The following is a 15,280-nucleotide window of genomic DNA, read 5'->3' on the forward strand; positions in this document are numbered from 1 at the left end:
CGGTCACTCACCGCCGCGGAGGATGGAGTTGCCCTCGTGGGTGACGTCCGGCGCCGCGACGTCGAGGTCGAGGCGCCCGCTGAGCCCGTAGAAGGCGACCGGGTTGTGCCACAGGACCCGCTCCACATCGTCCTCGGTGTATCCGGCGGCCAGCATGGCGTCGCCGACGCGGCGGGTCTTGAGGGGGTCGCTTCTGCCCCAGTCCGCGGCCGAGTTCACGAGCACCTGCTCGGGCCCGTACTCCTTCAGGATCGCGACCATCCGGTCCTCGTCCATCTTGGTGTCGGGATAGACGGAGAAGCCGAGCCAGCAGCCGCTGTCCTTCGCCTCCTTGACGGTGGTCTCGTTGAGGTGGTCGACCAGTACCCGGTCCATGGCGAGCGCGGACTCGCGGACGGCGTCGAGGGTGCGGCGCAGCCCGGCGAGCTTGTCGCGGTGCGGGGTGTGCACCAGGGCGGGCAGGCCGTGGTCGGCGGCGAGCTGGAGCTGGGCGGCGAGGGCGGTGTCCTCGGCGGGGGTCATCGAGTCGTAGCCGATCTCGCCGACGGCCACGACGTGGTCCTTGACGAGATAGCGGGGCAGTTCGTCGAGGACGGGCAGGCAGCGGGGGTCGTTCGCCTCCTTGGGGTTGAGGGCGAGGGTGCAGTGGTGGGCGATGCCGTACTGGGCGGCGCGGAACGGTTCCCAGCCGAGGAGGGAGTCGAAGTAGTCGAGGAAGGTGGCGGGCGAGGTGCGGGGCTGGCCCAGCCAGAAGGAGGGCTCGACCACGGCGCGGACGCCCGCGGCGTACATGGCCTCGTAGTCGTCGGTGGTCCGTGACGTCATGTGGATGTGGGGGTCGAAGATGCGCATCAGGACTCCTTGCCGGGTGCGTCGGGGCCGGTGGTGGTCAGGGCCAGGACGCGGTGCAGGTCCTCGGGTACGGGACGGCCCGCGGCGGTGCGTTCACCGGCGTAGTCGGTGAGCATGCGGGCGAGTTCGGCGTCGGCGTGGGCGCGGCGCGGCAGGTCGGCCACCTCGTCGACGGGAACACCGGTGAACAGGCACTTCAGAACGGCGTGCCGCCAGTTGTGGGCGTCCAGGTGGCGGGCGGCGTACGGGCCGAGCGCGGCGGCGACGAGACGGGTGTCGTTGGTGCGCAGGGCGTCCTCGACGAGGGGCAGGCACTCGGGGCCGGGCACGAGGTGGGGCAGGGCGTGCAGGACGGCGCGGCGTTCGTCGGCGGTGCCCTGGCGGTAGACGCGGACCAGGGTGTCCGGGTCGGCGCCGGCCGTGTGCAGGATGAGGACGCGGACGGCGTCGGCGTGCTCGGGACCGCAGCGCCGGCCCGCCTCGGCGAGCCGCAGCTCCCAGGCGGAGATGGGCCCGTGGCCGCCCGGACGGTCGGTGGCCTCCTCCAGGGCGCGGTCGAACCAGGCGCGGGCCGTGTCGTCGAGGTGGGCGGTGACGCGGGTGCGCAGGTCGTCCAGTGGAGTGCGGGCGAGGGTGTTGCCCGTGGCCGCGGAGGGTCTGGGGTGGACCGGGGTGCCGGGGGCCGCCGGGGTTGCCGGGGTTGCCGGGGTGCCCGGGATCTCGTGCGGGTGGTTCACGGTTGTCTCCCTTCCAGGGTGGCCGCGTGGTGGTGGAGGGCGGCGAGGGAGTGCTCGGCGAAGTGGGGGCCCGCGTGGGAGTGGCGGGGCAGTTCGACGACGGTCAGGTTCTGGTAGCCGGACTCGGCGAGGGCCTGGAGCACGGGCGGGAAGTCGATCTCCCCGTCCCCGAAAGGGAGGTGTTCATGGATGCCGCGGCGCATGTCCTCGATCTGGACGTGCCGGAGCCAGGGGGCGGCGGCGCGCACGCAGTCGGCGGGGGGCAGCGGTTCGAGGCACTGGCAGTGGCCGATGTCGAGGGTGAGGCCGAGCGCGTCCGGGCTGCCGAGCGCCTCGCGCAGCCGGTGGAAGTCGGCGAGGGTGGCGAGGAGATGACCGGGTTCCGGTTCGACGGCGAGGGGGACGCCCGCCTCGACGGCTGCTTCCAGGACGGGAGCGAGGGCGTCGGGCAGGACCTTCCAGGCGGTGGCCTCGTCCGTGCCGGCCGGGGTGACGCCGCTGAAGCAGTGCACGGCGTGGGCGCCGAGGTCGGCGGCGATCCCTACCGCGCGCAGGAGCAGGTCGACGCGCCGGGCGCGTTCGTCGGGGTCCGGGTCCAGGAGGGAGGGGCCGTGCTTGCGGCGCGGGTCGAGGACATAGCGGGCGCCGGTCTCCACGGTGACCCCCAGCCCGAGCGCCTCCAGCCTGCGGGCCACCCGGGCGGTGCGGGCCGCGAGGCCGGGGGCGGGGTCGAACGGATCGAGGTGCATGTGGTCGAGGGTCAGGCCGACGCCGTCGTACCCGAGGTCGGCGAGCAGGGCGAGGGCGTCGTCGAGGCGGAGGTCGGTGAGGCCGTTGGTGCCGTAGCCGAAGCGGAGGGGGGACGGGAGCGGATCCTGGCCGGTCAGCGACGCGCGCCGGGCGAGGTGGGGCTCGACGGAGTGGGCCCGGTTGCTCATGTGACGCTCACCTTCCTGGCGAACCTGCGGGCGGCCGGAGCGAGGGCGGCGGTGAGAAGGGCCGTGACGGGTGCGCCCGCGCGAGCGGTGAGGGCGGCCTGGAGGGGGATCATCGCGCGGATGCCGGCGCCGACGGCGCGCTGGGTGAGCGGGGGTGAGGGGTTCAGGGCGGCGTGGGCGTACGGACGGGCGGTGGTGACGGCGTATGTGGCGGTGACTGCGGCGGTCAGCGCGGTGGTGAGGGTGGTGGTGTGCGCTGTCGTCGAGCTGTTCGGGTTGCTCTTGCCCAGGCGGCTCCCGTCAGGCTCCCTTCTTGCCATGAGCCCTCGCGTCAGCCCCCAGGACAGTGCGGCTGTGGTGAGCAGCCCGCCCAGAGGGGCCGCGGACGAGCCGCCCTGCGTCTCCCGGCGGGAGACGGTGGTGACCGCGAGCGTGTGGGTACCGAGGGCCAGGGCGGAGCCGAGGGCCGGGCGGGCGGTGCCCGTGGTGGCGGCCGCTCCGAGGAGAAGGTCGAGCCCGCGAGCCGCGGCCATGGCCAGAGGGCCCGCGGGCGTGTGCTTCAGGGCGAGGTCGTACGACCAGACCGTGGCGGCGAGAGGTACGGCGAGCGTCAGGGCGGGGCGGCCCTCGCGGGCGGCCAGGGCCAGGCCCGCGGCCGTGAGGGCGCCTGCCGCGGCGAGTGCCGAGGCAGGGCGTACGCGGCCGGAGGGGAGAGGTCGGTGCGGGCGGTCCTGGGCGTCCTCGGTGCGGTCGGCCCAGTCGTTGAGGGCCATACCCGCCTCGTACAGGCACAAGGAGGAGCCGATGGCGAGCAGGGTGCGCCCGTTCGGCCGGGCGCCCGCCGCCGCGGCGCCCGCGAGAGCGTCGCCGGGGACGGTGAACAGGGCGGGCAGGCGCAGCAGTTCGGACCAGGCCCTCGGGTCCGGCCACCACCGTTGCTGCGGTCCCGTGCCGTCGGACAGCCGGCCCGGCAACGTCATCGGGCTCCCTCCGCGTCACCACCGTGGTCGGCAGCGTGTGTGCGCAACCGTTCCGCGAAGCCGGTCAGGACCTCGTACTGCGCTCCGAGAGCGGACGGGGCGTCGCCCACGGGGTCCTTGAAGTAGAAGGCCAGCTCGGTGAGGGGGCCCGTCAGGCCGGCCTCGTGGGCGCGGGCCGTCAGACGGGCCAGGTCGAGGACCAGGGGTGCGGCGAGCGCGGAGTCGCAGCCCTGCCAGGTGGTCTGGAGGGTCATGCGGGTGCCGAGGAAGCCGTCGAAGGTGATGTGGTCCCAGGCGGTCTTCCAGTCGCCGAGGGCGGGGACGTCGTCGATGTGGGTCTCGCCCTCGGGAGTGGCGCCGAGGGTGTCGGTGAGGACGCGTTCCTTGCCCGCGTTCTTCGCCGCGGCGGCAGCCGGGTCGGCCAGGGCCGCGCCGTCGCCCCCACCGAGGAGGTTGGTGCCGGACCAGGCCCGTACGGCCAGCGCACGCTGGGCGAACATCGGGCCGAGCACGGACCGCAGCAGGGTCTGGCCCGTCTTGCCGTCGCGGCCCGCGTACGGCAGGCCGGAGGTCGCGACGGCGTCGGCGAGGGCGGGATGGTGCAGTCCTGTGGAGGGGGTGAAGTTGACGTACGGGCAGCCCGCGCGGAGCGCTGCCGCCGCGTACAGGGAGCTCGGAGGGAGGTCGGAGAGGCCGGAGCCCGAAGCCACCGGCTCCGTGGAGGCCACGTTCACCACGACGGTCCGGGCCAGGCCGTGGCGTCCGGTGAAGTCCCGGATGTCCTCGGCGAAAGCCTCGATCAGTTCCTCGGGGCCGCGGGTGTCGCCCGGGAGGGGGCCGCCCGGCCGGATCTCCCGGTCCGCCGCGGCGAGTTCGGCGGTGATGGCGGTCGGGAGGCCGTGCGGCAGCACTCCCCCGGCGGCGAGCGCCTCGGCACGCTTGGGGAGGGGGCAGTCGAGGGTGTCGTGACCACCGAAGACGAGGGACGGCAGCGCGGGCAGACCCGAGCCGGCGAAGGGGGCCGTCTCGGTGACCATGCCCACGGGGGCCCGCAGGCCCGCTGTCACTGCCGCGCAGCCCGCGACGACGGTCGTGGCGACCGAGCCGCGCGCTCCGATCAGCCACACCCCCACCCTGGGGCGGGAATCGGTAAGGGACACGGACACGGACATGGGCAAGCCTCCTTGTTGCTGTGCGGCTTCCTGCGCGGCGCCTGTGCGGGGGCAGGGGAAGACGGCGGGCGGGGGTCCGGCGTCCCCCGCCCGCCGCCGTTCAGTTGCCCGGTGCGGAGTCCGCGGTGGCGGAGGTCCGCGTGGGCAGTTCCTTGATCCGGACGTTGCGGAAGGAGACCTCGTCATCGGCACCGTGGTTCTGGATGCCGATGTGGCCGTCCTTCAGGCTGCGGGCCGGATCGGTGTTGGTGAAATCGTTGATCTTCACGCCGTTGAGCCAGATGCGGAGGCGTTCGCCCTCGACCCGGATCTCGTACGTGTTCCACTCACCCGGCGGGTTCAGCGCATGGTCGCGCTTCTTGATGTCGGCGGACCGGAAGCTGTACACGGAGCCCGTCGTGCGGTCAGGGGCGTCGGTCGCGTCGATCTGGATCTCGTAGCCGTTGTTCACGGCCGACCACGGGTCGTCGGAGGCCGGGAAGCCCACGAAGACGCCCGAGTTGTCGTCCCCGGACATCCTCCAGTCCAGCTTCAGGGAGTACGACGACTTGAGCTCCGTACCGGCGTACCAGAGCATCCCCATGCCGCCCGACGACGTGATCGTGCCGTCGTCGGCGTTCAGCTCGAACGTCCCCGGGCCCGCCTGCTTCCACGCCGCGAGCGATTCCGCGGTGCCGTCGAAGAGGGACCGGTAGCCGTTCTCGGGGCGGCAGTCGGCCTGGGCCGCGCCGATCGCCCACCGGATGCCGCCCGCCAGGTGCTGGAGGAAGGCCGGCTCCGTGTACGACTCCTTGGTGTGCCCGCCTCCGGTGTAGAAGGCGCGCCCGCCCTCGTACTCCTGGCACCAGGCGATCGGGTGGTCGCCGTTCATGGTGCCGCCGGTGTACGACGACTCGTCGAGCGAGGCGAGGACGCGGGCCTGTGCGCGCGGGTTGGAGCGGTAGTTGTACCACTCGTCGGTGCGCTCCCAGGTGGCGCCCAGGTGGGCGGTGGCCGGGTGGGCGTGGTCCTCCACGTCGACCGTGGCGGACTGGATCGCCGGGTGGGAGTGGAAGTACGCCCCGGCGAGCCCGCCGTAGAACGGCCAGTCGTACTCGGTGTCGGCGGCCGCGTGGACGCCCACGTAGCCACCGCCCCGCTCGACGTACCGTTCGAAGGCGCGCTGCTGGGTCCGGTCCAGGACGTCGCCGGTGGTCGACATGAAGACGACGGCGTCGTACCGCGCGAGGTTCCGCGAGGTGAAGGCGCGCGCGTCCTCCGTGGCGTCGACCGCGAAGCCGTTCGCGGCGCCCAGTTCCCGTACGGCCGCGATGCCCTCGGGGATCGAGTCGTGCCGGAACCCGGCCGTCTTGGAGAACACCAGCACCCGGTCCTTGACCCGGTCCGCGCCCGTGCGCTCACCGCCGGCCCCCTGGGACACCGCCGGCCCCGACAGCCCGGCGATCAGCAGCGCCGCACCCATGGCGACCGTTCCGAGCCTGCCCACCGTGCCCAGCCGGGCGGCCGTGGCCGTGGAAGTGGAAGTGACCGTCAGTCGCATCACACCCACCTCACTTCGTCGTGAACGTGAAGTCGTCCACCTCGAAGAGCTGGGCGGTGCCCCTCTTGCCCTTGAAGACGAGGTAGAGCGTGGTGGTGTCGCGCGGCGGGAGGAACAGCTTGGCGGTGACGTCCTGGTAGGTCTCCGCGCCACCGGTCACCGGGACGGTCGCCGAGCCGAGCAGCCGGCCCTTCGGGGAGCCCGCGCGGATCTCCAGCTTGCCCCCCGCGGCCTCGGCGGCGACCCGCGCCGTGACCTTCGTGGCGTTGGAGAGGGCGTACGGCTCGAAGGAGATCCAGTCGCCGTTGGAGATGTCACCGACGGTCTTGGCGCCGTGCGCGGAGGTGCGGTTCTGCACCGTCACGCCGGAGGAGGCGTCGTAGTGCTCGGCCTGGCGGTGGCGGGGCTGGAGGACGTGCTGGTCGTGGGTGGTCAGCGCGGCCTGGCCGCCGCCACCGTTGTCGGTGTACTCGGCGTCGAAGACACCGAAGATGTTGGCGTTCTCGTCGTGGCCGCCGTCGGCGCTGGTCTGGATGGTGCCGGAGCAGCCGTTCGCCGAGGTGAGCGGGTGGCCGTGGCTGTCGTGGCCGAGGATGAAGGTGACCTTGACCTTGGAGCAGTCGATGCTGCGGCCGTCCTCGGGGTCGGTGACCTTCACCTTGAACGGCACGGCGTCACCGAAGCTGAACAGCTGGCCGTCCTTCGGGAGCTCCAGCGTCACCGTGGGCGCGGTGTTGCCGACCACGACCTGCACGCTGGCGCTGCCGGTGCGGCCCTGCGGGTCCTTCGCGGTCACCGTGGCCGTGTAGGTGCCGTTCTTCTTGTACGTGTGGCGCGGGTCGGCCGCCGTGGACGTGCCGCCGTCGCCGAAGTCCCAGCTGTAGGTGAGCGCGTCGCCGTCGGCGTCCGTGGAGCCGGCGGAGGAGAAGTTGACCCGCAGCGGTGCCTGGCCGCTGGTGCGGTCGGCCGTGGCCTGGGCGACCGGCGAGTGCCCGTCGGTGGCGTTCTCGATGCGGTACAGGGCGGAGTGCTCGTCGCCGCCGAACCAGGAGAGGCCGTAGTCGAGGACGTACAGCGCGCCGTCCGGGCCGAAGGCCATGTCCATCACCTGCGTACCCGCCCAGGGCACGTCGTTGATGGACTGCACGGTGCCGTCCGCGTCCGAGGTGATCCGCTTGATCCACTGGCGGCCGAACTCGCCCACGAAGAGGTCGCCGTCGTACGCCTCCGGGAACTTCACCGGGGAGTCGAGGTCGGGGTCGTAGTGGTAGACCGGACCGCCCGTCGGGGACTCGGAGCCGTCACCGAGCTCCGGCACGGACGCGCCGTCGTACGGGATCCAGGCGGGCTCGGCGGGCGGCAGGTCGACCAGGCCGGTGTTGTTCGGCGAGGTGTTCTTCGGTGCCGAGCAGTCGAACTTCTCGCCCGAGGTGCCGGTCGCGAAGTCGTAGTCGACGTAGGCGTCGTTGTTCCCCGTGCAGTACGGCCAGCCGAAGTTGCCCGGCTTGGTCACGCGCGCGAACTCGACCTGGCCGGCCGGGCCGCGGTTCGGGTTGGCAGCGCCCGCGTCGGGACCGTAGTCGCCGACGTAGATGATGCCGGTCTCCTTGTCGATGTTGAACCGGAACGGGTTGCGGAAGCCCATCGCGTAGATCTCGGGCCGCGTCTTCTCCGTGCCGGGCGCGAAGAGGTTGCCCTCGGGGACGGAGTACGAGCCGTCGTCGTTCACCTTGATGCGCAGGATCTTGCCGCGCAGGTCGTTGGTGTTGCCGGAGGTGCGCTGGGCGTCGAAGACCGGATTGCGGTTGGCGCGCTCGTCGATGGGCGTGTAGCCGTCCGACTGGAAGGGGTTCGAGTCGTCGCCCGTCGACAGGTAGAGGTTGCCGTCCTTGTCGAAGTCGATGTCGCCGCCGACGTGGCAGCACATGCCGCGGGTGGCGGGGATGTCGAGGATCTGCTTCTCGCTGGCGAGGTCCAGCGTGCCGTCGGTGTTCAGCACGAAGCGCGACAGCCGGTTGACGCCGTCGAAGGGGGCGAAGTCGGCGGCGGTGCCGTTCTCGGGGGCGTCACCCTCCGGGGTGTCCATCGGGGGCGCGTAGTAGAGATAGATGAAACGGTTCTCCGCGAAGCCGGGGTCGACGCCGACGCCCTGGAGGCCCTCCTCGTCGTGCGAGTACACGTCGAGCTTGCCCGCGAGCCGGGTGTTGCCGGCGGCGTCGGTGATGCGGAGCTCGCCGTCGCGCGAGGTGTGCAGGACGGAGCGGTCCGGGAGAACGGCCAGCGACATGGGCTCGCCGACCTCCGCCTCCCCCTTGGCGAGGGTGACCTGCTGGAAGTCCTCGGCGGCGGCCGCGGCCCGCACGCCGGTCTCCGAGTCGGCCGCGCCGGCCGCGGGTGCGGTGAGGGAGAGCGAGCCGCCCGCGAGCAGCAGCCCGCTCAGCAGGGCGAGCGCCCCCTTGAGTCTCGGGCGTCTGGTGGGGCCGGTACGGCCGATGCGGCCGGTGGGGTTCTTGTTCTCGTCGTACGGGTGCACGAAATGCCTCCAGTAAGGCCAGTGAGTGCCGGTCGTACGGGGTGTACGGGATGTACGGGAAGTGCGGAATGTACGGGAAGTGCGGGATGTGGTGCGGTATGCCGGGGTGCGCCGTCACCCCGGAGGAGAACGGTGGTGCCGGGCGTTCCCGGGGCTCGGGCACTCCTCGCCCCGGGAACACGTGCGGGGGCGGGCGGCTAGTCGCCGCCGCCGAACGCCGCGTCGAACGAGGCCGACGGCGGCTCGAAGTCGAATGCCTTCAGGCGGGTCAGGGCCTCGGGTGCGCCCTGCAGCCGGTCCATTCCGGCGTCCTCCCACTCGACGGAGACGGGGCCCCGGTAGTCGATGGAGCGGAGCATCCGGAAGACGTCCTCCCAGGGCACGTCGCCGTGGCCGGCGGAGACGAAGTCCCAGCCGCGGCGCGGGTCGCCCCACGGCAGGTGGGAGCCGAGGCGGCCGTTGCGGCCGTCGAGGCGCTTGCGGGCCTCCTTGCAGTCGACGTGGTAGATCCGGTCCTTGAAGTCCCACAGGAAGCCGACCGGGTCGAGGTCCTGCCACACGAAGTGGGAGGGGTCGAAGTTGAGGCCGAAGGCCGGGCGCCGGTCGACCGCGTCCAGGGCGCGCTGGGTGGTCCAGTAGTCGTAGGCGATCTCGCTGGGGTGGACCTCGTGCGCGAACCGTACGCCCTCGGCGTCGAACACGTCGAGGATCGGGTTCCAGCGCGCGGCGAAGTCCTCGTAGCCGCGCTCGATCATGGACTCGGGGGCGGGCGGGAACATGGCGACCAGGTGCCAGATCGCCGAGCCGGTGAAGCCGATGACCGTGTCGACGCCGAGGGCGGCGGCGGCCCGCGCGGTGTCTGCGATCTCGGCGGCGGCCCGCTGCCGTACGCCCTCGGGCTCGCCGTCGCCCCAGATGCGGGCGGGCAGGATGGCCTGGTGGCGCTCGTCGATGATCGCGTCGCAGACGGCCTGGCCGACCAGGTGGTTGGAGATCGCCCAGCACTTGAGGCCGTACTTGTCGAGGAGAGCGTGGCGCGAGGCGACGTAGCCGGGGTCGGCGAGCGCCTTGTCGACCTCGAAGTGGTCGCCCCAGCAGGCGAGTTCGAGTCCGTCGTAGCCGAAGTCGCGGGCGAGGCGGCAGACCTCTTCCAGGGGCAGATCGGCCCACTGGCCGGTGAACAGCGTGAAGGTGCGCGGCATGGCTGTGCTGACCTCCTCGTCAGACCGTGGTCGGCGTGGTGGGCGCGGTCGGGGTGACCGGGCCGATGGGGTCCACCGGCAGGACCGGGGTGTAGACGGAGTTCTTCGCGGCGCTCTCCTCGACGGCGGCGAGCACGCGCTGCACCTGGAGTCCGTCGGCGAAGGACGGCTCGGGAGCGGTGCCGGACGCGATGGCGTGCACGAGGTCGCGGGCCTGGTGCACGAAGGTGTGCTCGTAGCCGAGACCGTGGCCCGGCGGCCACCACGCCTCCAGGTACGGGTGGTCGGGCTCGGTGACGAGGATGCGGCGGAAGCCGGCGTGGGCGCCCGGCTCGGTGTGGTCGTGGTAGGAGAGCTCGTTGAGCCGCTCCAGGTCGAAGGCGAGGGAGCCGCGTTCGCCGTTGAGCTCGATACGCAGGGCGTTCTTGCGTCCGGTGGCGAACCGGGTGGCCTCGAAGGAGGCGATCACGCCGGAGGCGAACCGGCCGGTGAACAGGGCCGCGTCGTCGACGGTGACCGGTCCGCGCCCGTCGCCGCCGCCCGCGTCGGCCAGCCCGCTCGACGCTCCGGCGGGCAGCGGACGCTCCCGTACGAAGGTCTCGGTGAGCGCGGAGACACCGGCGACGGGCTCGCCCACGAGGTACTGCGCGAGGTCGACGATGTGCGCGCCCAGGTCGCCGAGCGCGCCGGACCCCGCGGCCTCCTTGCGCAGCCGCCAGGTCAGCGGGAACTCGGGGTCCACCAGCCAGTCCTGGAGGTAGGTCACGCGGAGGTGGCGCAGGGCGCCGAGGCGGCCCTCGGCGACCATCTTCCGGGCGAGCGCGGTGGCGGGCACGCGGCGGTAGTTGAAGCCGACCATGGCGAGCTGCCCGCGCTCCCGGGCCGCCGCGGCCGCCTGGACCATGGCCTCGGCCTCCTCCACCGTGTTGGCGAGGGGCTTCTCGCACAGCACGTGCTTGCCGGCGGCCAGGGCGGCGATCGCGATCTCCGCGTGGCTGTCACCGGGGGTGCAGATGTCGACGAGGTCGACGTCGTCGCGGGTGATCAGCGCGTGCCAGTCGGTCTCGGCCGCCGCCCAGCCGTGCCGGCCGGCCATGGCGCGTACGGCGTCGCCGTCCCGGCCGCAGACGGCGGCGAGGACGGGGCTCAGCGGCAGGTCGAAGACGCGGCCCGCGGTGCGCCAGCCCTGCGAGTGGGCGGCGCCCATGAACGCGTATCCGACCATACCCACGCCGAGCGGCGGCTTTCCGCCCCCGTCGCCCTGGTGCGGCTGTGGCGGCTGTGGCGGCTTCGTCATCGGGGTGTCCTCCTCGGACTCTCGGGCTCTCGTGCCCTCGGGCTTTCGGACTCTCGGGCCCTCGGGCTCTCGTGCTCGTCGTCGTGACGCGGTGGGGGGTGCGGGCCCGGTCCGGTGGGTGGGCCGGGCCCGTCCAGCGCGGCCCGTCACTTGAAGCCGGTGGACATGTACTGGTCGACGTTCTCCTTGTCGACGACCGCCGAGTACAGCGTCAGCGACGACGGGATCTCGAACTCGGCGAGGCCGCTGATGCCCTTGCCCTGGCCGAGGGCGCGGGCGAGGTCGATCGCGGACGCGGCCATGGTCGGCGGGTAGAGGACGGTCGCCTTGAGCACGCCGTCGTCCTGCTTGATGGCCTGGAAGGCGGAGAGGGCGCCCGCGCCGCCGACCATCAGGAAGTCGTCGCGCCCGGCCTGCTCGATGGCCCTCAGGGCGCCGACGCCCTGGTCGTCGTCGTGGTTCCACAGCGCGTCGAACTGCGACTGCGCCTGCAGCAGCTGGGCCATCTTCGCCTGCCCCGACTCGACGGTGAAGTCGGCCGCCTGGCGGGCCACCTTCTCGATGTTGGGGTAGTTCTTCAGGGCGTCGTCGAAGCCCTGGGTGCGCTGTTTGGTGAGCTCCAGGTTGTCGAGCCCGGCGAGTTCGACGACACGCGCGTTCTCCTTGTCCTTGAGCTTCTCGCCGATGTAGTGCCCGGCGTTGAGGCCCATGCCGTAGTTGTCGCCGCCGACCCAGCAGCGGTACGCCTGCGGGGAGTTGAAGATCCGGTCGAGGTTGACGACCGGGATGCCGGCGCGCATCGCCTGCAGGCCGACCTGGGTGAGGGCCTTGCCGTCGGCGGGCAGGATGACCAGGACGTCGACCTTCTTGTTGATGAGGGTCTCGATCTGGCCGATCTGCTGGGCGGTGTCGTTGGAGCCCTCGGTGACCTCGAGGGTGACGTCCTCGTACTTCTCCGCGCGGTTCTTGGCGTTGACGTTGACGGCGTTGAGCCAGCCGTGGTCGGCCTGCGGTCCCGCGTAGCCGATGGTGACCTGCTTGCCGGGCTTGTCGTCGGCGGCCTGCTGGTCGTTGGACGCGGGCTCGTCGTCGTCGCTGGGCTCGTTGCTGGTGCAGCCGGCGAGGAGGGCGCCGGCGCCGACGGCGGCGGTCCCGAAGAGCATCCTTCTGCGGCTCGTGAACTGTGACATGGCGGTGGGGTCCCTTCCCGTGCCGGGCCGTATCGGTCGTACTAGGCCGTGCGGGCCGTTCAGGTGGTGCTTGCCGTGCGTCGCTGGACCAGGACCGCGGCGACGATGATCGCGCCCTTGGCGATCTGCTGGACGTCGGTCTGGAGGTTGTTCAGCGCGAAGATGTTGGTGATCGTGGTGAAGATCAGGACGCCGAGCACGGAGCCGACGATGGTGCCGCGGCCGCCGCTGAGCAGGGTCCCGCCGATGATCGCGGCGGCGATGGCGTCGAGCTCGTAGAGGTTGCCGTTGGTGTTCTGCCCGGAGCCGGAGAGCACGATCAGCAGGAACGCCGCGATGCCGCAGCAGAGCCCGGAGAGCAGGTACAGGTAGAGCCGCTGGCGGCGGACGTCGATGCCGGCGAGGCGGGCGGCCTCCGCGTTGCCGCCGACGGCGACCGAGCGCCGGCCGAACGTCGTCCGGTTCAGCACCAGCCAGCCGACGACCGTGACGGCGGCGAAGACGAGGACGAGCGGCGGGATGCCGAGCACATAGGCGTCGCGCTCGCCGAGGTCCAGGACGCTTCCGACGGTGACGACCTGGGTGCTGCCGTCGGTGATCTGCAGGGCGAGTCCGCGGGCCGAGGCGAGCATGGCGAGGGTGGCGATGAAGGGCACCATCCCGCCGTACGCGATGAGCACGCCGTTCACCAGGCCGCAGCCCACGCCGACGATCACCGCGGTGAAGAGGATGCCCGCGAAGCCGTACTCCTGGGTGGCCACCGTGGTCGCCCACACCGAGGCGAGGGCGACGATCGCGCCGACCGACAGATCGATGCCGCCGGAGATGATGACGAAGGTCATGCCGACGGTGACGACGCCGATGACGGACGCCTGGGTGAGGACGAGCTGGAGGTTGCGGGTGTCCAGGAACTCGTCGGGCTTGGTGATGCCGCCGATGAGGATCAGCGCGGCGAGGACGCCGAGCAGGGAGAGGGTGCGGACGTCGGCGCGGGCGAAGGCGACGCGCGGGCCGGTCCTCTCGCTCACCTGTGGCACCTTGTCGGCGCTGCCCCTGGGCGGTGATACGGGCTGCGTCATGACGCCGGGTTCCCTTCCGTGCGGCTCGTGAGGCTCGTGGGGCTGGTGGGTGGTACGGGGGTCACGGGGCTTCCTTCCATGACCAGGTCGAGGACGCGGTGTTCGTCCAGTTCGCGGGCGGGGGCGCGGTGCACGATCCGGCCCTCGCGCAGGACGAGCACCCGGTCGGCGAGGCCGAGGACCTCGGGCACCTCGCTGGAGACCAGCAGGACGGCGAGGCCCTCGTCGGCGAGGCGGCGGACGACCGCGTACAGCTCCGCGCGGGCGCCCACGTCGACGCCGCGGGTGGGCTCGTCGAGCAGCAGGACCTTGCAGCCGCGCAGCAGCCAGCGGGCGAGGACGGCCTTCTGCTGGTTGCCGCCGGAGAGCGTGCGCACCGGGACGTCGGGGTTGTCCGGGCGCAGCGACAGCTCCCGTACGGCGGCCCGCGCGGCCCCGGACTCGGCGCCCCGGTCGATCCAGCCGCCGCGCGAGAAGCGGGACATGGACGACACGGAAACGTTTCTGGTGACGGACTCCAGCATCAGCAGCGCCTGCGCCTTGCGCTCCTCGGGAGCGAGCCCGAGCCCGGCGGCGACGGCGGCGCGGACACTGCCGGGCCGCAGCGGCTTCCCGTCGACGAGGACGCGGCCGGCGGTGGGCTTCCGCGCCCCGTAGACGGTCTCCAGGATCTCCGAGCGCCCGGAGCCGACGAGTCCGGCGAGCCCGACGATCTCGCCCGGGTGCACGGTGAGGTCGAAGGGCTCGAACTCCCCCTCGCGGGCGAGGCCCTGTACCTCCAACAGCGGTGTTCCGGTGAGCCGTTGATCGGTACCGGCCGGCCGCTCCGGGAAGACGTACTCCACGTTGCGGCCCGTCATGAGGGCCACGACCTCACGCGTCGGGGTGGTCTTCGCGGGCAGCCCGCTCGCCACCGAGCGGCCGTCCTTCAGCACCGTCACCCGGTCGCCGATACGGCGGATCTCCTCGAGCCGGTGCGAGATGTAGATGACGGCGACCCCGTCGGCGGTCAGGTCCGCGACGATCCGGAACAGGTTGTCGGTCTCGTCCGGGTCGAGTGCGGCGGTCGGCTCGTCCATGACGATGAGGCGTACGTCGTGGGAGAGCGCCCGGGCCATGGAGACGATCTGCTGCTGGGCGGCGGACAGGTCGCCCACGAGCCGGGCGGGGTCGACCTCGGGGTGCCCGAGGCGCCGCAGCAGCGCCGTCGTCGACTCCTTCGCCGCCCTGCTCCGTACGACGAACCCGGCGGCCGTGGGCTCGTGGCCCAGGTACACGTTCTCGGCGACCGACAGGTGCTCCACCAGGTCGAGTTCCTGGTACATGGTGGCGATGCCGCGGCGCACGGCGGCGATCGGGGACTTCAGGGTGACGGGTGCGCCGCGCCAGGTGATGGTGCCGTCGTCGGGCTGGTGGGCGCCGGCGAGGACCTTGATGAGCGTGGACTTCCCGGCGCCGTTCTGGCCGAGCAGGCAGTGCACCTCGCCGGCCTGGACGTCGAGGTCGACACCGTCAAGGGCCCGGACTCCGGGGAACGACTTGGTGATGCCGGACATGGTGAGCAGGGGTGGTTCGGGTGCCATGACGGTTCCCCTCGGCGGGCGTGCGGGCCGGATCCAAGGCAGGGCAGGGCGGAGCACTGTGCGGACGGTGCGGTTCTGGTTACACGTGTTGCCATGCTGACGTGACGTACTGACGTACTGACGTGCTGACGTGCTGACGTGCGCAGGTGTGCGGAGCAGACGTACCGGGCGGGACGG

Annotated in this window: 12 protein-coding genes; all 12 read right to left on the reverse strand. The window is 72.2% G+C overall.

Annotated features, from left to right (window positions below; genetic code table 11):
• Window positions 1–3: 3 nt before the first annotated feature.
• The 12 genes from IE242_RS11810 to IE242_RS11865 all read right to left on the reverse strand — a co-directional run bounded on the left by IE242_RS11810 (window position 4) and on the right by IE242_RS11865 (window position 15,103).
• Entirely contained in the window at window positions 4–852 is an 849-nt protein-coding gene (locus IE242_RS11810; protein WP_189858142.1) for a TatD family hydrolase, read from the reverse strand.
• Complete coding sequence (locus tag IE242_RS11815; protein WP_373299505.1) at window positions 852–1,589, reverse strand: EboA domain-containing protein; 738 nt, start codon at window positions 1,587–1,589, stop codon at window positions 852–854. The genes IE242_RS11810 and IE242_RS11815 overlap by 1 nt, the downstream gene beginning before the upstream one ends.
• Window positions 1,586–2,527, reverse strand: a complete 942-nt coding sequence (locus IE242_RS11820) for a sugar phosphate isomerase/epimerase family protein (protein ID WP_189858144.1) — start codon at window positions 2,525–2,527, stop codon at window positions 1,586–1,588. Before IE242_RS11820 ends, IE242_RS11815 begins: the two co-directional genes overlap by 4 nt.
• Window positions 2,524–3,507, reverse strand: a complete 984-nt coding sequence (locus IE242_RS11825) for an SCO3242 family prenyltransferase (protein ID WP_189858146.1) — start codon at window positions 3,505–3,507, stop codon at window positions 2,524–2,526. Before IE242_RS11825 ends, IE242_RS11820 begins: the two co-directional genes overlap by 4 nt.
• Complete coding sequence (locus tag IE242_RS11830) at window positions 3,504–4,679, reverse strand: inositol-3-phosphate synthase (RefSeq protein WP_189858148.1); 1,176 nt, start codon at window positions 4,677–4,679, stop codon at window positions 3,504–3,506. Before IE242_RS11830 ends, IE242_RS11825 begins: the two co-directional genes overlap by 4 nt.
• A gap of 100 nt (window positions 4,680–4,779) precedes the next feature.
• Complete coding sequence (locus IE242_RS11835; protein WP_189858489.1) at window positions 4,780–6,141, reverse strand: ThuA domain-containing protein; 1,362 nt, start codon at window positions 6,139–6,141, stop codon at window positions 4,780–4,782.
• 88 nt (window positions 6,142–6,229) lie between these two features.
• Window positions 6,230–8,752 carry a PQQ-dependent sugar dehydrogenase gene (locus IE242_RS11840; protein ID WP_189858150.1) on the reverse strand — a complete coding sequence of 841 codons (2,523 nt, stop codon included), beginning with the start codon at window positions 8,750–8,752 and terminating at the stop codon, window positions 6,230–6,232.
• Between the two features lie 197 nt (window positions 8,753–8,949).
• A complete protein-coding gene (locus tag IE242_RS11845) occupies window positions 8,950–9,954 on the reverse strand; it encodes a sugar phosphate isomerase/epimerase family protein (RefSeq protein ID WP_189858152.1) in 1,005 nt (334 codons plus the stop codon).
• Between the two features lie 19 nt (window positions 9,955–9,973).
• A complete protein-coding gene (locus IE242_RS11850; RefSeq protein ID WP_189858154.1) occupies window positions 9,974–11,251 on the reverse strand; it encodes a Gfo/Idh/MocA family protein in 1,278 nt (425 codons plus the stop codon).
• A gap of 146 nt (window positions 11,252–11,397) precedes the next feature.
• Window positions 11,398–12,441: a substrate-binding domain-containing protein gene (locus IE242_RS11855; RefSeq protein ID WP_189858156.1), complete on the reverse strand. Its 1,044-nt coding sequence runs from the start codon at window positions 12,439–12,441 to the stop codon at window positions 11,398–11,400.
• Window positions 12,442–12,500: 59 nt separating this feature from the next.
• A complete protein-coding gene (locus tag IE242_RS11860; protein WP_189858158.1) occupies window positions 12,501–13,520 on the reverse strand; it encodes an ABC transporter permease in 1,020 nt (339 codons plus the stop codon).
• Entirely contained in the window at window positions 13,517–15,103 is a 1,587-nt protein-coding gene (locus IE242_RS11865) for a sugar ABC transporter ATP-binding protein (RefSeq protein ID WP_189858160.1), read from the reverse strand. Before IE242_RS11865 ends, IE242_RS11860 begins: the two co-directional genes overlap by 4 nt.
• Between the last annotated feature and the right edge of the window lie 177 nt (window positions 15,104–15,280).

The sequence above is a fragment of the Streptomyces poonensis genome, from assembly GCF_014650915.1.
In the GTDB taxonomy this organism is placed as follows: domain Bacteria; phylum Actinomycetota; class Actinomycetes; order Streptomycetales; family Streptomycetaceae; genus Streptomyces; species Streptomyces poonensis.